The organism is Arthrobacter crystallopoietes BAB-32 (genome assembly GCF_000328305.2).
Classification (GTDB): domain Bacteria; phylum Actinomycetota; class Actinomycetes; order Actinomycetales; family Micrococcaceae; genus Crystallibacter; species Crystallibacter crystallopoietes_A.
Window position 1 is genome coordinate 1 of sequence record NZ_ANPE02000188.1, and the last position, 19237, is coordinate 19237.

General features: G+C 66.2%; 16 protein-coding genes, 1 tRNA gene and 2 pseudogenes. 14 read left to right on the forward strand and 5 right to left on the reverse strand.

Translation table 11 applies throughout. The annotated features are described in order from the left end of the window. Window positions 1–136 precede the first annotated feature (136 nt). The 5 genes and pseudogenes from D477_RS15070 to D477_RS15090 all read left to right on the forward strand — a co-directional run bounded on the left by D477_RS15070 (window position 137) and on the right by D477_RS15090 (window position 5353). On the forward strand, window positions 137–1501 hold the full coding sequence (locus D477_RS15070) for a hemolysin family protein (RefSeq protein WP_005271146.1): 1365 nt from the start codon (window positions 137–139) through the stop codon (window positions 1499–1501). Further along, window positions 1498–2558 (forward strand): annotated as a pseudogene (locus D477_RS15075) (hemolysin family protein). The gene D477_RS15070 and the pseudogene D477_RS15075 overlap by 4 nt, the downstream one beginning before the upstream one ends. A 91-nt stretch (window positions 2559–2649) precedes the next feature. Next, window positions 2650–3621, forward strand: a complete 972-nt coding sequence (locus D477_RS15080; RefSeq protein WP_005271148.1) for a metal ABC transporter solute-binding protein, Zn/Mn family — start codon at window positions 2650–2652, stop codon at window positions 3619–3621. Beyond that, the gene (locus D477_RS15085) at window positions 3608–4459 is read left to right on the forward strand and encodes a metal ABC transporter ATP-binding protein (RefSeq protein ID WP_005271151.1); all 852 of its coding nucleotides are present in this window, start codon (window positions 3608–3610) and stop codon (window positions 4457–4459) included. Before D477_RS15080 ends, D477_RS15085 begins: the two co-directional genes overlap by 14 nt. A gap of 3 nt (window positions 4460–4462) precedes the next feature. Further along, a complete protein-coding gene (locus tag D477_RS15090) occupies window positions 4463–5353 on the forward strand; it encodes a metal ABC transporter permease (protein WP_005271153.1) in 891 nt (296 codons plus the stop codon). Here the strand turns inward: D477_RS15090 and D477_RS15095 are convergent. Then, entirely contained in the window at window positions 5340–5777 is a 438-nt protein-coding gene (locus D477_RS15095) for a Fur family transcriptional regulator (protein ID WP_005271155.1), read from the reverse strand. The genes D477_RS15090 and D477_RS15095 overlap by 14 nt on opposite strands. 93 nt (window positions 5778–5870) lie before the next feature. Between D477_RS15095 and D477_RS15100 the strand changes: the two genes are divergently transcribed. The 4 genes from D477_RS15100 to D477_RS15115 all read left to right on the forward strand — a co-directional run bounded on the left by D477_RS15100 (window position 5871) and on the right by D477_RS15115 (window position 9088). Continuing rightward, window positions 5871–6527, forward strand: coding sequence for an MBL fold metallo-hydrolase (locus tag D477_RS15100; protein WP_005271157.1), 657 nt, complete (start codon window positions 5871–5873; stop codon window positions 6525–6527). Window positions 6528–6601: 74 nt separating this feature from the next. Next, a complete protein-coding gene (locus D477_RS15105) occupies window positions 6602–7507 on the forward strand; it encodes a sulfurtransferase (protein WP_005271161.1) in 906 nt (301 codons plus the stop codon). 25 nt (window positions 7508–7532) lie between these two features. Further along, window positions 7533–8663: an NAD(P)-dependent alcohol dehydrogenase gene (locus D477_RS15110; RefSeq protein WP_005271168.1), complete on the forward strand. Its 1131-nt coding sequence runs from the start codon at window positions 7533–7535 to the stop codon at window positions 8661–8663. Continuing rightward, entirely contained in the window at window positions 8660–9088 is a 429-nt protein-coding gene (locus D477_RS15115) for an HIT family protein (protein WP_005271171.1), read from the forward strand. Before D477_RS15110 ends, D477_RS15115 begins: the two co-directional genes overlap by 4 nt. A gap of 3 nt (window positions 9089–9091) precedes the next feature. Here the strand turns inward: D477_RS15115 and hrpA are convergent, their stop codons facing one another. Then, window positions 9092–13099 (reverse strand): ATP-dependent RNA helicase HrpA, encoded by a 4008-nt coding sequence (gene hrpA, locus D477_RS15120; RefSeq protein ID WP_005271182.1) that lies wholly within the window; start codon window positions 13097–13099, stop codon window positions 9092–9094. 337 nt (window positions 13100–13436) lie between these two features. Here hrpA and D477_RS15125 point away from each other — a divergent pair, with 337 nt between their 5' ends. Genes D477_RS15125 through D477_RS15135 form a run of 3 tightly spaced genes read left to right on the forward strand, consistent with a single transcriptional unit; the run spans window position 13437 to window position 16152 of the window. Next, window positions 13437–14432, forward strand: a complete 996-nt coding sequence (locus D477_RS15125; protein WP_005271185.1) for an ABC transporter substrate-binding protein — start codon at window positions 13437–13439, stop codon at window positions 14430–14432. A gap of 20 nt (window positions 14433–14452) precedes the next feature. Then, window positions 14453–15358 (forward strand): ABC transporter permease, encoded by a 906-nt coding sequence (locus D477_RS15130; protein WP_005271188.1) that lies wholly within the window; start codon window positions 14453–14455, stop codon window positions 15356–15358. Window positions 15359–15360: 2 nt separating this feature from the next. Beyond that, on the forward strand, window positions 15361–16152 hold the full coding sequence (locus D477_RS15135; RefSeq protein WP_005271191.1) for an ABC transporter ATP-binding protein: 792 nt from the start codon (window positions 15361–15363) through the stop codon (window positions 16150–16152). Between the two features lie 25 nt (window positions 16153–16177). On the opposite strand, the pseudogene D477_RS21900 reads toward D477_RS15135, so the two are convergent. Next, window positions 16178–17148: pseudogene (locus tag D477_RS21900) on the reverse strand (helix-turn-helix transcriptional regulator). 119 nt (window positions 17149–17267) lie between these two features. Between D477_RS21900 and D477_RS15145 the strand changes: the two are divergent. Then, window positions 17268–17831, forward strand: a complete 564-nt coding sequence (locus D477_RS15145) for a DinB family protein (protein WP_237740800.1) — start codon at window positions 17268–17270, stop codon at window positions 17829–17831. A gap of 60 nt (window positions 17832–17891) precedes the next feature. Here D477_RS15145 and D477_RS22765 read toward each other — a convergent pair whose 3' ends face one another. Next, entirely contained in the window at window positions 17892–18053 is a 162-nt protein-coding gene (locus D477_RS22765; protein ID WP_190273577.1) for a hypothetical protein, read from the reverse strand. Between the two features lie 81 nt (window positions 18054–18134). Here D477_RS22765 and D477_RS15150 point away from each other — a divergent pair, with 81 nt between their 5' ends. Next, window positions 18135–19106: a GlxA family transcriptional regulator gene (locus D477_RS15150; protein ID WP_005271197.1), complete on the forward strand. Its 972-nt coding sequence runs from the start codon at window positions 18135–18137 to the stop codon at window positions 19104–19106. A 44-nt stretch (window positions 19107–19150) separates the two neighbouring features. On the opposite strand, the gene D477_RS15155 is transcribed toward D477_RS15150, so the two are convergent. Next, window positions 19151–19223, reverse strand: a tRNA-Arg gene (locus tag D477_RS15155). Window positions 19224–19237 lie beyond the last annotated feature (14 nt).

Sequence of the window (19237 nt, forward strand, 5' to 3'; positions counted from 1 at the left end):
CCCGCTCCCGTACCCGCCATTGCCTCCCCGCTGCTTCCGCGGCCGGACAGGAGCCCTCTAGTCCGGGCTCTGACGACCGGCCTCCGGGGGCCTATCCCGGGAAAGTCCACTCCGTCCTGCGGGCGGTGGTGCGCTAATGGAATGGTTCCAGATCATTGCTGGACTGCTGCTGATCCTCGGCACCGGCTTCTTCGTCGCCGTCGAGTTTTCCCTCGTTGCGCTTGACCAGCCCGCGGTGCAACGCGCCATCGACCAGGGCGACAAGGGCGCTGTCCCGCTGATGAAGTGCCTGAAGTCGCTCTCCACCCAGCTCTCCAGCTGCCAGCTGGGCATTACGTTGACCACCTTGCTGACCGGTTTCCTGCTCGAGCCTGCGATCAGCTCGCTGCTGCGGGCGCCGCTGGCGGCCCTGGCTGTGCCCGAAGCCGTGATCCGGCCCGCGGGGGCGGTGATTGCCATGACCCTGGCGACCCTGCTGTCGATGCTGATCGGCGAGCTTGTGCCCAAGAACGCGTCGATTGCGCTGCCAATGGCCGTCGGCAAGGCGGTGGCGAGGCCGCAGCTGGTCTTCACTGCCGTTTTCAAGCCGGCGATCGTCCTGCTCAACGGCTTCTCCAACAAGGTGCTGCATCTCTTCGGGCTCGAGGCCAAAGAGGAACTGACCGGTGCGCGCACGCCGTCCGAATTGGCCTCCCTGGTAAGGCGCTCGGCCGAGATGGGCACGCTGGACGCAGGAACCGCGAACTTCCTGTCCCGGACGCTCGCGTTCTCCGGGCGGACGGCGGCGGATGTCATGACCCCGAGAATCCGGGTCGAATTCATCGAGGCGGACCAATCGGTCGAGGACCTGGTAGCCGCCGCCCGGCGCACCGGCTACTCACGCTTCCCCATCCTGGGCGACTCTCCGGACGACGTCCGCGGCGTGGCCCATATCAAGAAGGCCATTGCGGTGCCTCGGCAGAAGCGGCAGGACTTGGATGCCGCGACCATCATGTCGGAGGTCCTGCGCGTGCCCGAGACTGTCCACCTGGACTCCCTGCTCGCCGAACTGCGGGCGTCCAACCTGCAGTTCGCCATCGTGCTGGACGAGTACGGCGGCACCGCCGGCGTAGTCACCCTGGAGGACCTGGTGGAGGAAATCGTCGGCGAGGTCTCGGATGAACATGACCGGGTCAAGCCCGGCGTGCTGCAAAGCGCCCAAGGGGACTGGTACTTCCCGGGCCTGATGCGGCCGGACGAAGTGACCGAGCAAATCCCGCAGCTCACGGTTCCCGACGAGGCCAGCTATGAAACCGTGGGCGGCTTCATCATGAGCGAGCTGGGCAGGATTGCCGCCGTTGGCGACCGCGTCGAGGTCAGCGGGGGCTGGCTGGAGGTCGAGCGGCTGGATGGCCGCCGCATCGACCGGGTCCGGTTCATACCGGCGCCTGGGCCCTCCGCGACGCTGGCGCCGTCTGCTGTCGCGCACGGCGCCGCGGCGGCCGAAGGAGGCCGACGATGAGTTCGGGCCTGGGCATCGTGTGCTGATTGTCCTGCTGCTGGGCAACGCCTTCTTCGTCGGCGCGGAGTTCGCCGTCATGTCCGCCAGGCGGAGCCAGATCGAACCGCTGGCGGAGCAGGGGTCCAAACGCGCGAAGACCACGTTGTGGGCAATGGAGAACGTCTCGCTCATGCTGGCATGTGCGCAGTTGGGCATCACCGTCTGTTCGCTGCTGATCCTGAACGTGGCCGAGCCGGCCATCAAGGAACTGCTGCTGGTGCCGCTGGAGGAATGGATCGGCATTCCGCATGAAGTCTCCTACGGGATCTCCTTCGTCATTGCGCTGCTGCTGGTGACCTTCCTGCATGTGACGTTCGGCGAGATGGTCCCGAAGAACATGTCCGTCTCGATGGCGGACAAGGCCGCGCTCCTGCTGGCGCCGCCACTGGTGTTCATCTCGCGGATCGTGAAGCCCGTTATCGCCACGCTGAACTGGTCGGCGAACCATATCCTGCGAGCCCTGCGGATCGAACCCAAGGACGAGGTGACATCCACCTTCACGTTGGAGGAAGTCCAGTCAATCGTGCAGGAATCCACCCGCCATGGCCTGGTGGAGGACGAGGCGGGCCTGATTTCCAGCTCCCTTGAGTTTTCCGGACAGACGGCCGAGTCGATCATGGTCCCGCTGAAGGACCTGGTCACCATCGGGGTGGACACGACGCCGGCTGAGTTCGAGCGCGTGGTGGGCCGGACCGGCTTCTCCCGTTTCGCGATTGCCGACGACGACGACAACCTCACCGGGTACCTTCACCTGAAGGACGTCATGACCATCCCCGAGGACCGCTACGCGACCACCATTCCGGTCACGAAGGTCCGGACGCTGGCGAACCTGGGCCTGCACGAGGAGATCGAGGACGCCCTGGCCGTCATGCAGCGGACCGGGTCGCATCTGGCGCGCGTCATCGGCCCGGACGGAACGACCCGAGGCGTGCTTTTCCTCGAGGACGTGCTGGAGGAACTGGTGGGCGAAATCCGGGACACTACCCAGAACCAGGGCCTCCGCCGAATGGGTGCCTGACGGCACAGTGCCCGTAATGCGAATGATTCGCGTTCACAGGTAGACTGGTTGAGGCCATAATGCCGACCCGTTCCGCCACAGTAAGGATCCCATGCGCCGTTCAAACCTTGCCGCCGTCGCCGCCCTGGCCGGGGCCGGACTGCTGCTGTCCGGCTGCGGTTCCGCTGAGCAGGCCAATAACGACGGCGGCAGCGGCAGCGGGATCGAAGTGGTCACCTCCACCAATGTCTACGGGGACCTGGTTCGCACCATTGGCGGCAGCCATGTCTCGGTGACGTCCATCATCGACCGGATGTCGCAGGATCCGCACTCCTACGAAGCGACCGCGCGCGACAAACTCGCCGTTTCCGAGGCCGACCTCCTGGTGGAGAACGGCGGCGGCTATGACAGCTTCATCCACAAGCTGGCCGACGACACCGGCAAGGACCACGAGTTTGTCATTACGGCAGTCGAGCTCTCCGGGGTCGAAGGAGCGCCTGAGAATTCCGAACACGGCGAAGAGCCGGCCGAGGCAGGCCACGAAGGGCACCAGCATGGCGAGTTCAACGAACATGTCTGGTATGACCTGGCCACTGTCAGCGAGGTCGCCGGCTCGATCGCGGCCAAGCTTGGCGAGATCGAGCCGGAGCACGCCGCGGAGTTCACGGCGAACGCCGAGGAGTTCCAGGAACAACTGGATGGCCTGCAGGTCCAGCTGGACGAGGTAGCCGGCAAGGTCGACGGCAAGGCAGTGGCCGCCTCGGATCCGGTTCCGGCGCATCTGTTCAACGCCGCCGGCCTGGAGAACCGTACCCCCGTGGAGTTCATCGAGGCGGTCGAAGAAGGTGCGGACGTGCCGCCGACAGCGCTGCGTGCGGCCATGGACCTGGTCGCGTCGGGCGACGTGGAGTTCCTGGCTTACAACGAGCAGACCGAGTCGAGCCAGACCCGGCAGCTCCGGGAGGCGGCGGAAAACGCAGGACTCGCCGTCGTCGTTTTCACCGAAACCCTGCCCGAGGACCAGGACTACCTGACTTGGATGGCCAACAATATCCAGAGCATTGCCGACCATGCCGGCGACTGAACCGCCAAACCGGCAGGCCGCAGCGGCCGCTGCCGGCTCCGCCATCGCGCTCACGGACGCCACGCTTGCCTACGGCGACCGGGTGCTGTGGCGGGACCTTGACCTGCAGGTCAGGCCAGGGGAGTTCCTCGCCGTGCTGGGCCCCAACGGTTCGGGCAAGACGAGCCTCCTGCGCGTGCTGCTGGGCCTGCAGGCGCTGAACAGCGGAACGGCCCGGATTGCCGGCCATGCCGTGCGGCGCGGCAGCCGGGACATTGGCTACATCCCCCAGCAGAAAGCCTTCCGCGCCGGCAGCCCACTGCGGGCGCGCGATCTCGTCGGGCTGGGGCTGGACGGGCACCGCTGGGGATTCCGGCTCAGCGGACGGCCCTTCCGGAAGCGGGTGGACGAGCTGCTGGACCTGGTCGGAGCTTCCGCCTACGCCGATGTGCCGGTGGGGCTGCTGTCGGGCGGAGAGCAGCAGCGGCTGCGCGCGGCACAGGCGCTGGCAACCGATCCCAAGGTGCTGTTGTGCGATGAACCGCTGCTGTCGCTGGACCTGCACCACCAGCAGGCGGTGAGCTCCTTGATCGACGGCCAGCGCCGCCGGAAAAACACGGCGGTGGTGTTCGTCACGCACGAGATCAACCCCATTATCGACTACGTGGACCGCGTCCTGTACCTGGCGGGCGGCCAGTTCCGGGTTGGCACGCCGGAAGAGGTCATGACCACGGCCGTGCTCTCGGACATGTACGGCACCCAGGTGAAGGTCATCCGGAACGAGGGACGGCTGGTTGTTGTAGGCCTGCCGGATGCCACCACGCATGAGCACGGGGGCCACGAGGATGGTGAGGACTGAGCCATGGACCTGAACGAAGTATTCGTTGCGATCTTCAACTTCGAGGACTACGGGCAGCTGCTGCCGCTGGTGACCAACTCGCTCATCGCGGGAGTGGCCCTGGGCTTGGTCGGGGGCCTGATTGGCACCTTCGTGATGCTGCGCGACCTGGCCTTTGCCGTGCATGGCATTGCCGAGCTGTCTTTTGCCGGTGCGGCGTTTGCCCTGCTGATCGGTACCAACGTCGTCTTCGGTTCGCTGGTCGGGTCCGTCGTTGCCGCCGTGATCCTCGGTCTCATGGGCAAGCGCGCACGGGACCGGAACTCCAGCATCGGTGTCATGATGCCGTTCGGGCTGGGACTGGGCATCCTTTTCCTGTCCCTCTATGAGGGCCGGTCCGCCAACAAATTCGGGCTCCTGACCGGGCAGATCGTCTCGGTGGACACCGTCCAGGTGAACCTGATGCTGGTCTGCTCCGCCGTCGTGATTATCGCGCTGCTGGCCATTTGGCGCCCGCTGACCTTCGCCAGTGCCGATCCGGATTTGGCCGTGGCCCGCGGCGTCCCGGTGGGCAAGCTGTCCGTGGCCTTCATGGTCCTGCTGGGGCTGGCCGTGGCGCTGTCGATCCAGATCGTCGGCGCCCTGCTCGTGCTGGCCTTGGTGATCACGCCCGCCGCGGCGGCGATGCGGGTCACGGCCTCGCCGCGGCTGGTGGTGCTGCTCAGCGTCGTGTTCGCCACCACCGCAATGGTGGGCGGTATCCTGCTCGCGCTGGGCGGCCGGATACCGATCAGTCCCTACGTGACGACGCTATCGTTCCTGATCTACGTGGTGTGCCGTTTGGTCGGGGCCTGGCGGACCAAGCATGGGCGGGTCGGCAGGACGGCGTTGCCTGTCCCGGCTACTGCCCCTTAGCGCTGCAGTCGGGACACAGCCCGTACATCTCCACGGTGTGCGCAACCTGGGTGTAGCCGTGCTCGCGGGCTACACCGGCGGCCCACTTTTCGACGGCGGGGGCTTCGATCTCCTCGGCCCTGCCGCACTTCCGGCACAGCAGGTGGTGGTGGTGATGTTCGGCCTCGCACCGGCGGTAGACAGCTTCGTTGTCGTCCTTGCGCAGCACGTCGACCAGTCCGTCGTCCGCCATGGACTGCAGGATACGGTAGGTCGTCGCCAGCGAGACGGATTCACCGCGGTCATGGAGCAACCGGTGCAGTTCCTGCGTGCTGATGAAGTCATCCAGGCTGTCCAACGCCTGGCTGACCGCTAGCCGCTGCCGGGTCACCCGTGGCTCGGAACCGCGACGGCGGGCCTTGGGATCGGCAGAGGTGGATGGCATGGGGGCTCGAGTCTCCTTGTTCCGGGCACTAAAACCTTGGCGTCCAGCCTATCAGCCGGTTGCCGACGGTGAAGGGCTGGGTAGTCTTGGACCATGCTGCTCACCAAGTTCACCCATGCTTGCGTCCGGCTTGAAAAAGACAGCCACGTGCTGGTCATCGACCCAGGCGGCTTCTCCGAATTGGATTCCGCGCTCCGCGACGCCTCGACGGTACTGATTACGCATGAACATGACGACCATGTCGACCGCGAGCGGCTGCCCGGGATGATTACTTCCGCTGCCGGGATGCAGGTGTACGCCCCGGAGGCCCTCGCCGATGAACTGCGGGAGCTCGCTCCGGAAGCAGCCGCCCGGATCCACGCCGCTGCGCCGCAGACCAGGTTTTCCGTGCCCGGGTTCGAGATCCGCACCTATGGCGGCCAGCACGCCCTGATCCACCCGCACATACCCATGGTGGACAACATCGGCTACCTGGTGGACGACGAGGTCTACCACCCCGGAGACGCCCTGGTCGTCCCGCACCGGCAGCATGTGCCGACCCTCCTGGTGCCGGTCCACGCCCCCTGGTCCAAGACCTCCGAGGTCATCGATTTCATTACGTCGGTGCGGCCCGATCGCGCGTACCCCATCCACGACGGGTTGCTCAACACCATGGGGCAGGGACTGGTGGAGAAGCACCTGAGCCGGTTCGGGGAGCTGTACGGCACGCGCTATGAGCACCTGGAGCCGGGCCAGAGCGTTACAGTGTGACTGACCTGCCGTTCGACCCGAACGGCGGCACTCCGCCGGCAAAGGCGCCGGCAAGCAGTTCAGAAGGAGATCCCATGAAGACTCTGATGGACGTACCTACCCTGCGGGAGCGGATGACCTCCGGACAACGCACGGTGGTACTCGATGTGCGCTGGGCCCTGGGAGACCCGGACGGGCACAAGCATTACCTGGCGGGCCATATCCCCGGCGCCGTTTTCGTGGACCTGGAAACCGGGCTGGCAGCGCCGCCGGCGCAGGGGCTGGGCCGCCATCCACTCCCGGAACCGGCTGCCTTCGAGGAAGCTGCCCGGGAGTGGGGCATTAACACGTACGACACCGTAGTGGCGTACGACGACGTGGGGGGAGTTTCCGCGGCACGCTTGTGGTGGCTGCTGCGCGACGGCGGGTTCGACGACGTCTTCCTGCTCGACGGGGGACTGGCCGCGTGGCGGCAGGCAGGCTTCGAGCTGGAGACCGGCGAGGAATGCCCGTCCCTGGGCGATGTGCGACTGGAGCCGGGGCACATGCCGCTGCTGCGGCTGGACGAGATGGAGGCGTTCCCCGGCACCGGGGTGTTGCTCGACGCCCGCGCCGGAGAACGCTACCGCGGCGAGAAGGAACCGGTTGATCCCAAAGCCGGCCACATCCCCGGTGCCCTCAGCGCGCCGACGACGGAGAATCTCGGCACGGGTGCCCGCTTCCTGCCCGCCGCGGAGCTGCGTGCCAGGTTCCGCAGCCTTGGCGTGGCTCATGGCAAGCCCATCGCGGTCTACTGCGGCTCCGGTATCAGCGCAGCACACGAGATCGCAGCCTTGGCCCATGCCGGGTTGGAAGCAGCGCTGTTCCCCGGTTCCTGGTCCCAATGGTCGCAGCTGGATTTGCCCGTGGCTGTCGGCCCCGAGCTACGGGGAAGCACCCCTGCGCGCAGGCCGGCCTCAGCCCGCGGCCAAGACACACGGCAGTGCCAAAGTGGAGGCTGAGCGTGCCAGCCGGTAGCGTCGCAGTATGACTCTTGGCCGACCGAAACCGCCCCCGCTGGACCAGCACCTGCCCGAGCGGCTGCCGGCCAGCCCCGGTACCGGCGTGGCCGCGTACGGCGCCACCTCGGCGGAGTCCGGACTGGTTCCGCTGCGGATCCAGCGCCGCACCATAGGAGCCCACGACGTCGAAATCAGCATCGATTATTGCGGCGTCTGCCATTCCGACGTGCACTCCACGCGCAGCGAATGGCGCCCGCCGAAGTACCCGCTCGTTCCCGGACACGAGATCGTGGGCCGCGTAACCGGGGTCGGTGATGATGTGACGCTCTTCGACGTCGGGGACCTGGTCGGCGTCGGCTGCATGGTGGATTCCTGCCGTAACTGCCCGAGCTGCGAGGACGGCCTGGAACAGTACTGCGAATCCGGCTCGGTAGGAACGTACGGGTCGGTGGACCGGGAGCATGGCGGAGAGGTGACCCAAGGCGGGTATGCCACCTCGATCGTCGTCGATGAGGACTTCTGCCTGCGGATCCCGGACAACCTGGATCCCGCCGCGGCAGCGCCCCTGCTGTGCGCGGGCATTACCACTTATTCGCCCCTGCGCTACTTCGGGGCGCAGACCGGCGACAGCGTGGGCGTCGTCGGTTTGGGCGGGCTGGGGCATATGGCTGTCAAGCTTGCCAAGGCCATGGGGGCCGAGGTTACGGTGTTCACGACCTCGCCGGAGAAATCCGGGGCGGCCCGTGCCCTGGGCGCGGACCGGGTGGTCGTTTCGGCCGACCAGGCCGCGATGGCAGCTGCCGCGGACAGCATCGACCTGGTCATCGATACCGTGGCGGCCCGCCACGACCTCGTTCCTTATCTGCGGACGATCCGCCGCGACGGCGCACTGGTCCAGCTGGGCCTGCCGGGCGAAGACATGCCACCGATCCCGGTCAGTGCGCTGATGCGGCGGCGCATCACCTACGCCAGCTCGTTGATCGGCGGCATCGCCGAGACGCAGGAGATGCTGGATTTCTGCGCCGAACAAGGCATCACCGCCGAGATCGAACCCGTCACCGCCCAGCAGCTCAACGCAGCCTTCGACCGGATGGTCGCCGGCGACGTCAAATACCGCTTTGTGCTGGATACCGCATCACTGAAGGAGAGTGCATGAGCACGCTGTTCACCAAGATCATCAACGGCGACATCCCCGGCAAGTTCGTGTGGAAGGACGACGACGTTGTGGCCTTCCTCAGCATCGGACCGCTGGCGGACGGCCACACCCTCGTGGTCCCGCGGCAGGAGGTGGATCGCTGGACCGACGCTCCGGCGGAGCTGTGGCAGAAGCTGACCGGCGTTGCCCAGACCATCGGCAAAGTGCAGGTCGAGACCTTCGGGACGCCGCGCGCCGGCATGATCATCGCCGGGTTCGAGGTGGACCATCTGCACCTGCACGTCTGGCCCGCCAGTTCGGAGGCGGAGTTCGACTTCAAGAAGGCACAACAGAACCCGGATCCGGACCGGCTGGAGGACAATGCGCAAAAACTGCGGGAGGGCCTCCGCGCGGCCGGCTACGGCAGCTTCGTCCCCGCGGGCTAGCGCTTACCGGCTCAATGCTTCGTTCAGGGCTGTCCGGATCCGCTTCTCGGAGACGGTGTAGGCGGTGCCGAGCTCCTGGGCGAAGAAGCTGACCCGCAGCTCCTCGATCATCCACCTAACGTGCTCCAGCACCCCGGGGGTACGGGACCCGGGACGCAAGGCGGACACGGCGTCGTCGTAATCGTCTTCCAGTTTTTGGACTGCGGCCATCTGCAGCGCGTCCCGGGACACGGTGGTGGGCAGTTTCTCCAGCCGGCGCTCGATCGCCGACAGGTAGCGCGGCAGCTGGCTGAGCTGCGCGTAGCCGGTACGCGCCACGAAGCCCGGGTAGACCAGCTGCTCCAGCTGGCTCTTGATGTCGTTGAAGGCGCTGACCAGGGCCAGGCTGGTGCTCCCTTTGAGGGCCTTCTGGATCCGCCGCGTGCTGGCGAGGATTTTTTCGACGACGGCGGTCACGCTGAAGACGGTGTCAATCAGTTCCGCGCGGACCAGTTCGTAGAGGGCGTCGAATTCCTCCCGCGTCCAGGGCAGCTGCGGCGGGACGAGCTTGTCGATGGCCGCGAGCGTGCAGTCGTCGATCAGCGAGGCCACCGAACCGTGCGGATTCTGGCTGAAAGTCAGCTTTTCCGTGTTGTTCAAATGGTCCAGCACATAGCGCTGAGGCGAGGGAATCTTCAGGGCGAGCAGCCGGATGACGCCCGAGCGCATCGCCGATTCCTGCTCCGCCCGGCTCTGGAAGATCCGCAGCCCGACGGTCTCGCCCTCGTCGACGAAGGCAGGGTAGCCGGTGACTGTGTGCCCGGCGACCATGCGGGAGACCTGCTGCGGCACGACCGAAGGGGCAAAGCCCTTGAGGCCCGAACGTTCGGCCAGCACGTCGCCGTTGGCCAGCAGCATGGCCTCGGCGCGCTCGCCGGTTGCCGCGGACAACCGCGTCTTGGTTCCCACGCCGCTGGCCTGTTCGGTGGCGCGGACGCCACGGGGAGCGGACTTCGCCGCCGGCTTCACGGTCCCGGGCGTGGCGCCGAGGGAGTCGGCGATCGCCCGCCGGGTGGCCGGTGCGAGTTCTTCCTGCAGGACGGATAGGTCTTTGCCCTCGCCGAGGACCTTTCCGCGCGCGTCGACGATCCGGAAGGTCATGCGCAGGTGCGGGGGCACAGCCTCCCAGTTCCACGAACCGGGCGGGATGATGTGGCCTTTGAGCCGGCGCAGCACCAGTTCCAGCGACGGTTCGAGCTCGTCCTGCTGCGGGTCGAAATCCTCGGCCAGGGCCGCTGCCGCTGCCCGGGCGACATCCGGCGCGGGCACGAAGTTCTTGCGGACCTGCTTCGGCAGCGATTTGATCAGCGCTGTCAGCAGGTCCGCGCGCAGGCCCGGAATCTGCCAGCGGAACGGGGCCTCGGCAAGCTGGTTCAGGAACAGCACCGGAACCTCCGCCGTCACGCCGTCGGACGGATCGGGTACGCCACCCGGTGCCACCGGTGAAAATTCATAGGTCAGCGGCAGCTCGAAGGAACCATACCGCCAGTGCTGCGGGAAGGCGGCGGTGTCCAGCGCGTCCGTGTCCTGCGTCAGCAGGGCCTCGGGGTCGAAGTCCAGCAGGTTCGGGTCCTGGTGCCGGGCGGCCTTCCACCATTTGTCGAAGTGCCGTTCGGACACGACGTCGGGGCCGATCCGCTGGTCGTAGAACTCGAAGAGCGACTCGTCATCGACGCGCAGGTCGCGCCGCCGCATCCGCGTCTCCAGCTCTTCGACCTCGGCCAGCAGCTTCCGGTTGCGATGGAAGAACTTGTGGTGCGTGCGCCAGTCACCCTCGACCAGGGCATGCCGGATGAACAGCTCCCGGCTCAGCTCGCGGTCGATGCGGCCGTACTGGATGCGCCGCTGCGGCACGATCGGCACACCGTACAGGGTGACCTTCTCGTAGGCCATCACGGAACCCTGGCGCTTGGACCAGTGCGGCTCGGAGTACGTCCGCTTGACCAGCTGCGGTGCGATCTCCTCGGCCCACCGCGGATCGAATGCTGCCGCGACGCGTGCCCACAGCCTGGAGGTTTCCACCAGCTCCGCAGCCATCACCCACTCGGGCGACTTCTTGAACAGTGCGGAGCCGGGGAAGATGGCGAACCGGGTGCCGCGCGCCCCGGCGTATTCGCGCTTGCGCTCGTCATAGAGGCCGATATGGCTGAGCAGTCCGGCCAGCAGGCTCTGATGCACTGCGTCGTGGTTTCCCACCGGATCCACCTCGGGGCCGGGAGAGAGGGTGATGCCCAGCGGCTTGGCGAGCTGGCGCAGCTGGACGAAGAGGTCCTGCCATTCGCGAATGCGGAGGTAGTTGATGAATTCGTTGCGGCAGAGCTTGCGGAACTGGCTTGAGGAGAGCTCTTTCTGTTTCTCCTGCACGTAGCGCCAGAGGTTCAGGATGCCGGTGAAATCGGACTTTTCATCGACGAACCGCTTGTGCTTTTCCGTCGCCTGCTGCTGCTTGACTGCATCGTCCCGTCCGGGGCGCTCCCGCGGGTCCTGGATGGTCAAGGCAGCGGCCAGCACCATGACTTCCCGGACACAGCCGCGCCGGCCGGCTTCCACGATCATCCTGCCCAGGCGTGGATCCACCGGCAGCTGGGCCAACTGATGTCCGACGGCGGTCAGGCCGCCTCTGCTTCCGGCGGCAGCTTGTGCAGCGGGTGCTTTGCGGGTTGTGCGGCCGGCGGGCTCGCTCAAGGCACCAAGCTCGCGCAGCAGGGATACGCCGTCGTTAATGGCCTTGGTCTCCGGAGGTTCGACGAACGGGAAGTCCTCGATATCCTTGGGGCCTCGCGCTACGCCCATCGCCATCATCTGCAGGATGACGGCGGCGAGGTTGGTCCGAAGGATCTCGGGATCGGTGAATTCGCGCCGGCTCTCGAAGTCTTCCTCGGAGTAGAGGCGGATGGCGATGCCGTCGCTGACGCGGCCGCAGCGTCCGGAGCGCTGGTTGGCCGACGCCTGCGAGATCCGCTCGATCGGCAGGCGCTGGACCTTGGTCCGGTGCGAATAGCGGGAGATCCTGGCGGTTCCGGTATCGATGACGTACTTGATGCCGGGGACGGTCAGCGAGGTTTCGGCCACGTTGGTGGCCAGTACGATCCGCCGCTTGCCGCCGGGGGAGAAGACGCGGTGCTGTTCCGCCAGGGAGAGCCGCGCGTAGAGCGGTAGTATTTCGGCGCCGGCGAGCCGGCGGTTGGCCTGGATGCGGGGAGCGAGGGCGTCCGCAGCGTCGCGGATCTCGCGTTCGCCCGAGAAGAAGATGAGGATGTCGCCCGGTGCTTCTGCGGAGAGTTCGTCCACCGCGTCGCAGACCGCGTCCAGCGGGTCCCGGTCCTCTTCGAGCTCGTCGTCGGAGTCGATCGTTCCCGGCGGCAGGTTCAGCGGCCGGTAGCGGATTTCGACCGGGTAGGTCCGGCCGGAGACTTCGATAATCGGAGCAGGTTCGGCGGCGGTGCCGAAGTGGCGGGCGAACCGTTCCGGGTCGATGGTGGCGGAGGTGATGATGACCTTCAGGTCCGGACGCTGCGGCAGGATGCGCCGCAGGTAGCCCAGGATGAAGTCGATATTCAGGCTTCGCTCGTGGGCTTCGTCAATAATGATGGTGCTGTACTTCTTCAGCAGCTTGTCGTGCTGGATCTCGGCCAGCAGGATGCCGTCCGTCATCAGCTTGACCTTGGTCTGCGGTCCCGTTTGCCCGGTGAAGCGGACCTGGAAGCCCACTTCCTCGCCGAGCTTGGCGTCCAGCTCTTCCGCGATCCGTTCGGCGACTGTACGCGCCGCCAGCCGCCGTGGCTGCGTGTGCCCGATCAGGCCCTTGTCGGCCAGGCCGAGTTCGAGGCACATTTTCGGAATCTGCGTGGTCTTGCCCGAACCCGTTTCGCCGGCGATCACCACGACCTGGTGCGCGCTAATGGCTGCCATGATTTCATCCCGCCGTCCGGAAACGGGCAGGGCAGCAGGATAAGAGATGTTCAGTGCCATGATTGCGCAACAGTCTATCCATTCGCGGCACCAGCGCCCGAATAGACAGATCAGGAGGAAGCGCCGGCCGGCCGGACAATCTGTCCGCAGTGCCGGGGGCAAATGCAGAGTCTTGTCCTGAACCGAACGGCAGGATTAGACAATGTGACGCTGTTCACAGGTACTATCGAAGGAGACTTCTCCAGTTGAACGGTCCATTGCAGTGCCTAAGCGAAACTGCACCGCCTGCCACAGCCGGTTATCCCCGGCGGGTACGCGCGCCAATGGCCCGCCGTGGAGGGCGTGCGCGCCGGACAGCTGCCGGCGCGTGTTGGGACCTGAAAGGAAAGAACACCACATGAAACGCTCGCGCTACTCAGCTCTGGGTGCCACCCTGTTCGCCACGGCGCTGCTGGCAACGGCCTGCGGAAACGGCGGCGGCAACGATGCCGGAAGTACCGGCGGCGAGGCCGTCGAGATCGGCATTACCCAGATCGTTTCCCACCCGTCACTGGATGCTGCCCGGGAAGGCTTCAAGAAGGCGCTGGCCGAAAACGGCTACACCGAAGGGGAGAACGTCACCTACGACGAGCAGAACGCGCAGGGCGACCAGGCCACCGCCACCTCGATCGCGGGCAAGTTCAACACGGACCAGAAAGACCTGGTTTTGGCCATCGCCACCCCCACGGCGCAGGCCGCCGCCCAGGCGATCACCAACAGCCCGATCCTCATCACCGCCGTCACCGATCCGGTCGCCGCCGGCTTGGTGGATTCCCTGGAAGCACCCGGCGGCAACGTCACGGGAACAAGCGACCTGAACCCGGTCGAGGAGCAGCTGGGGCTGCTGAAGGAAATCGCTCCGGAGGCCAAGACGGTCGGCATCGTCTACAGCTCCGGTGAAGTGAACTCCCAAGTACAGGTGGACTTGGCCAAGGAAGCCGCCGAAAAGCTGGGCCTTGAACTCCGCGAAGCCACGGTGAGCAACTCCAGCGAAGTGCAGCAGGCAGCCCAGTCCCTCGATGTCGACGCGTTCTACGTCCCGACAGACAACAACGTCGTCTCGTCGCTGGCCTCGCTCATCGGTGTGGCGGAGTCCAAGAAGATCCCGGTCATCGCCTCCGACGCCGCCAGTGTCGAAGGCGGCGCAGTGGCGACCGAAGGCATCAACTACGAGGACCTGGGTTACCAGACCGGACTGATGGCCGTAAAGGTGCTCAATGGCGAGGATCCGGCCTCAATGCCGATCGAAACCGCCTCCGAGCTGGAGGTCGTGGTGAACCCGGCGGCCGCCGAGCGGATGGGCATCGAAATCCCGCAGTCCGTGCTGGATTCCGCTGACCGGGTCATCGAGTAAGGACTGAAGGCTAACCTCGCATGATTGTTGCGGTTGAACTCGGCCTGATCTACGCGATCATGGCCCTGGGGGTCTACCTGACCTTCCGGATCCTGAATTTCCCCGACCTGACCGTGGATGGCAGCTTCACCACCGGCGCTGCTGTCGCCTCGATCATGATCATCAACGGTGCTCCGCCCGTGCTCTCGACGCTGGCTGCTTTCGCAGCCGGCCTGGTGGCAGGCTGGATCACCGGACTGCTGCACACCAAGGGCAAGATCAACGGGCTGCTCGCCGGTATCCTCACGATGATCGCCCTGTACTCCATCAACCTGCGCATCATGGGCAAGGCCAACCTGCCGCTGCTGCGTGAGGATACCCTGATCACTCCGCTGCGCGATGCCGGGTTGCTGGGCACCGTCGCCGCGATCGCGGTCTTCGGCCTGCTTGCCCTGGCCGTGAAGTTCGTCCTTGACTGGTTCCTGCACACGGACCTGGGCCTGGCCATGCAGGCCACGGGCGACAACGAAGAGATGATCCGCAGCTTCGGCGTCAGCACGGACCGGATGAAGATCCTCGGCCTGGCGCTGTCCAACGGCCTGGTGGCTCTGTGCGGTGCACTTATCGCCCAGTACCAGGGCTTCGCCGATATCGGCATGGGCATTGGCCTCATCCTCGCCGGCCTGGCCTCGGTGATCATCGGCCAGGCCATCTTCGGCTCGCGGGTGATCATCGTGGCTTCGCTCGCGGTGGTCCTGGGCTCGGCGCTCTACCGCGTGGTGATCCAGCTGGCCCTGCAGGCCGGACTGAACCCGAACGACATGAAGCTCATTTCAGCCGTGCTGGTCGTGATCGCCCTGGTGCTGCCGCAATGGAAGCTCTTCAAACGCGTCGGCGGGCTCAGTAACATGAAGAAAGCACTGTCGGCGACAGGAGCCAGGAGCTGACCATGCTGGATATCACCAATGTGAACAAGACGTTCTTCGCGGGCACGGTCAACGAACGCGCGGCGCTGCGGGAGATCAACCTTTCCCTCGCCGCCGGCGAATTCGTGACCGTCATCGGCAGCAACGGCGCGGGCAAATCGACCATCCTTAACATCACGTCGGGCAAACTGCGCCCGGACACCGGGACGGTCACGATCGACGGCACCGACGTCACCAAGCTGGCGGACCACCAGCGCGCGCGGTACATCGGCCGTGTGTTCCAGGACCCAATGGCCGGCACCTCGCCGGACATGACGATCGAGCAGAACATGGCGATCGCCTACGAACGCGGCAAGGGACGCGGCCTGCGTCCCGGCGTGACGGGCAAGAAGCGCGGGTTCTTCCAGGAGGAGCTAAAGTCCCTCGAACTCGGCTTGGAGAACAGGCTGAAGGCCAAGGTCGGCTTGCTCTCGGGCGGCCAGCGGCAGGCCCTGTCACTGCTGATGGCCACGTTCTCCAGCCCAAAGATCCTGCTGCTGGACGAGCACACCGCGGCGCTGGATCCGCAGCGCGCGGACCTGGTCAGCCGCTTGACTGCGGAAGTGGTCGAACGGCACCGCCTGACCACCCTGATGGTCACGCACAACATGGAGCAGGCGCTGCGGCTGGGCACCCGGCTGATCATGATGCATGAAGGCCGCATCATCCTGGACCTGGACCAGCAGCAGAAGCAGAAGACCACCGTTGCGGACCTGCTGCATGAGTTCGAGAAGATCAAGGGCGGAGCGCTGGACGACCGCACCATGCTGCAATAGCGGTTTCGGCCACCCCAGCCCTGCTTCACCGTGAGGCCGGACGCTCCAAGCGTCCGGCCTCACGCAGCTTCGTGCCGAGGTCCAGGGCCCGGTCCGGAGCTCCGGGGGCTCGAGGATGTCGAAAGCGAAGTCCATGGCTGCCAGCTGCACCAACGGGTAGTCCAGCGAATCGGAACCCGCACGCAGGAGGGTGGATCCGCCGTCGTCCTCCAATTCCGCCACTTGCGGCGGAACCTTCTCCGCGACCTGCTCCACCGGTGCGTGGATCCGGACCACCAGGTCGTACCGGTAGGGCGAACGGACGATCGATTCCTGGACGTATCCGGCCAGGTCCTGCCGTGGCAAAGGGCGGGGCAGGAAGCGGGCGCGCGGCGCGGGGACGCTCTCGAACCGGTCCACGCGGAAGGTGCGCCAGTCTTCGCGGCCCAGGTCCCACGCCACCAGGTACCACCGGTGCCCGGCGTCCACCAGCCCATACGGTTCGACCACGCGCCGGGAACTCTCGCCGTCCGCCTTGGCATAGCGGAAGCCCACCACCCGTCGGTCCGAAACGGCGGCCGAGACCGCGGTCAGGATCTCCGGGTCCACGACCGTCCGAGGGCCGGAGAGGGTCGTGACGGCGTTCCTGAGCATGGAGAACTTCGGCCGGAGCCGTGCCGGCAGGACCTGCTCCAGCTTGGTCAGCGCCCGGACGGACGCCTCCGCGACGCCGGCAACCGGGCTCGCCGCCACGGCGCTCAGGCCCAGGGCGACGGCGAGGGCTTCGTCATCGTCCAGCAGCAGCGGCGGCAGCTGGGCGCCGGCCCCCAGCTGGTAGCCGCCGGCTACTCCCGGAGACGCATTAATGGGATAGCCGAGGCCGCGCAGCTTGCCGATGTCACGACGGACAGTCCGCTCGGTCACGCCCATCCGCTCCGCCAACGCCTGGCCGGTCCACTCCCGGCGCAGCTGGAGCAGTGACAGCAAGTGGAGCAGCCGTGCCGATGTTTCAAGCATGCGGCCAATCTACTGCCCCTTGCGGTCAAAAGCTGTCCTGAATGGGCCCTGAAGCGCGGTTGGGCAGGCCAAGATGGAACCGGCAGTGCAGGCTCATGCGGCGCAAACATGGAAAGGACATGATGATGGTGTTCAAGGCAGCGGACGAACTGGTGGACCAGCTCGCCTGGCATTGGGAGAACCAGGCCAGGCCCCGGCTGGAGGGCCTGACGGACGAGGAGTACTTCTGGGAACCGGCCAGAGGCTGCTGGAACGTGCGGCCCCGCGGCACCAGCCAGGCGCAGTTGGCCGGCGGCTCCGGGGAGTTCACCATCGATTTCGCCTATCCTGAACCCGTGCCGGCTCCGGTGACGACGATCGCGTGGCGGCTGGGGCACATTCTGGTGGGCGTGCTGGGTGCCCGGAATGCGTCGCACTTCGGCGGCCCCGCCGTCGACTACCAAAGCTATGACTATCCGGGGGCGGCGGACAAGGCGCTCGCGTTGCTGGATGCCGCCTACTGGCAGTGGGTCGAGGGAGTGCGCGGCCTGGGGGAGGAGGGGCTGTCAAAGCCCTGCGGTCCCGCCGAAGGCCCCTATGCGGAACGGACGATGGCGGCTCTGGTGCTGCACATCAACCGCGAGATGATCCACCATTTGGCAGAGGTGGCGTTATTAAGGGATCTGTTCGCCCACCGGCACTAACGACGGCGAGCGGCCGGCTTCGGTGGCCAGCGGGCCTTCCGCTGGCCACCGGTGGACCGCCTAACGGTGCGGTTGCTGCCAGAAGGGGAGGCTGGGGAAGGCGCCGTCGGACCAGTCCTGCAGGGACCGTTCCTCCGGGGTGTGGCCGCGGCCGTCGCCGGGAATGAGGGCGAAGGTGGCCACGAGGATCGCAATGAAGATGAGGACCAGGAAGATTTCCATGCCTCCATGCTCCGCCCGGAGCGGCCGAAAAAAGAGTGGCAGAAACGACGCTAATCGACAAAAAACTGCCATACTGGAAGCATGCTGAAAAACGTAGCAGCCATCGTCCTTCCGGGCGCTGCGCCGTTCGAATTCGCCATCGCCTGCGAGGTCTTCGGGATCGATCGCTCCGATCGCGGAACGGGTGTTCCCGCCTTCAATTTCAAGGTGTGCTCGGTCCGGCCTGGAGGGGTGGACACCAAGACCGGATTCTCTATCGAGGTGCCCTACGGATTGGAAGCCGCGGACTCGGCGGACCTGGTCGTGGTGGCGCCTTACCAGAACGAGGACCCGGTGCCGGAAGAGGTCCAGCACGTGCTGCAGCGGGCCCACGCCCGCGGGGCTTGGGTCCTCTCCCTCTGCTCGGGGGCCTTCGTCCTCGCGGAAGCCGGACTGCTGGACGGACGCCGGGCGACAACGCACTGGCACTACTCGCAGCAGCTCGCCAGCCAGTATCCGCTCGTCAAGGTCGACGAGAACGTGCTGTACGTCGAGGATGACCGGATCATCACGAGCGCAGGTACGGCGGCGGGGATTGACGCCTGCCTGCACTTGGTCAGGAGGGAACTCGGCGCAGGGGTGGCGGCTGCGATCGCCCGGGATATGGTGGTACCGCCGCACCGTGAAGGCGGCCAGGCCCAGTACATCGCCCGGCCGATGTCGCTGGAGGGCTGCAACACCCTGAAGGACCTGGTCATCTGGCTCGGGGAGAACCTGGACCATGAAGTGTCCGTGGCCGAGCTCGCCCGGCGCGTGAATATGTCGGAGCGCACCTTCGCACGCCGCTTCCGGGCGGAAACCGGCACCACACCGGCGGCCTGGGTCAACGCACAACGCGTACTGCTCGCGCAGGAACTGCTGGAAAGCTCGGACCTGAATATCGACGAGATCGCCCGTGCCACCGGATTTGGCCAGGCTGTGCTGCTCCGGCACCATTTCGCCAAGGCGCTCAATGTTTCCCCGGCGAGCTACCGGCGGACCTTCCGCGGCACGGTCCCCGTGCCGGTCGGATGAACGAAAAAGCCCGCTGCCGTCAGTTCAGCAGCGGGCTTCGCCGGTGCCCTCGATAGGATTCGAACCTACGGCCTTCTGCTCCGGAGGCAGACGCTCTATCCCCTGAGCTACGAGGGCGCTGCACCGCGGTG

What these genes read in the sequence shown, in the direction of transcription:
- D477_RS15070 (WP_005271146.1), top strand. Translation starts at nt 137, where the DNA reads ATGGAATGGTTCCAGATCATTGCTGGACTGCTGCTGATCCTCGGCACC.
- D477_RS15080 (WP_005271148.1), top strand. Translation starts at nt 2,650, where the DNA reads ATGCGCCGTTCAAACCTTGCCGCCGTCGCCGCCCTGGCCGGGGCCGGA.
- D477_RS15085 (WP_005271151.1), top strand. Translation starts at nt 3,608, where the DNA reads ATGCCGGCGACTGAACCGCCAAACCGGCAGGCCGCAGCGGCCGCTGCC.
- D477_RS15090 (WP_005271153.1), top strand. Translation starts at nt 4,463, where the DNA reads ATGGACCTGAACGAAGTATTCGTTGCGATCTTCAACTTCGAGGACTAC.
- D477_RS15095 (WP_005271155.1), bottom strand. Translation starts at nt 5,777, where the DNA reads ATGCCATCCACCTCTGCCGATCCCAAGGCCCGCCGTCGCGGTTCCGAG.
- D477_RS15100 (WP_005271157.1), top strand. Translation starts at nt 5,871, where the DNA reads ATGCTGCTCACCAAGTTCACCCATGCTTGCGTCCGGCTTGAAAAAGAC.
- D477_RS15105 (WP_005271161.1), top strand. Translation starts at nt 6,602, where the DNA reads ATGAAGACTCTGATGGACGTACCTACCCTGCGGGAGCGGATGACCTCC.
- D477_RS15110 (WP_005271168.1), top strand. Translation starts at nt 7,533, where the DNA reads ATGACTCTTGGCCGACCGAAACCGCCCCCGCTGGACCAGCACCTGCCC.
- D477_RS15115 (WP_005271171.1), top strand. Translation starts at nt 8,660, where the DNA reads ATGAGCACGCTGTTCACCAAGATCATCAACGGCGACATCCCCGGCAAG.
- hrpA (WP_005271182.1), bottom strand. Translation starts at nt 13,099, where the DNA reads ATGGCACTGAACATCTCTTATCCTGCTGCCCTGCCCGTTTCCGGACGG.
- D477_RS15125 (WP_005271185.1), top strand. Translation starts at nt 13,437, where the DNA reads ATGAAACGCTCGCGCTACTCAGCTCTGGGTGCCACCCTGTTCGCCACG.
- D477_RS15130 (WP_005271188.1), top strand. Translation starts at nt 14,453, where the DNA reads ATGATTGTTGCGGTTGAACTCGGCCTGATCTACGCGATCATGGCCCTG.
- D477_RS15135 (WP_005271191.1), top strand. Translation starts at nt 15,361, where the DNA reads ATGCTGGATATCACCAATGTGAACAAGACGTTCTTCGCGGGCACGGTC.
- D477_RS15145 (WP_237740800.1), top strand. Translation starts at nt 17,268, where the DNA reads ATGATGATGGTGTTCAAGGCAGCGGACGAACTGGTGGACCAGCTCGCC.
- D477_RS22765 (WP_190273577.1), bottom strand. Translation starts at nt 18,053, where the DNA reads ATGGAAATCTTCCTGGTCCTCATCTTCATTGCGATCCTCGTGGCCACC.
- D477_RS15150 (WP_005271197.1), top strand. Translation starts at nt 18,135, where the DNA reads ATGCTGAAAAACGTAGCAGCCATCGTCCTTCCGGGCGCTGCGCCGTTC.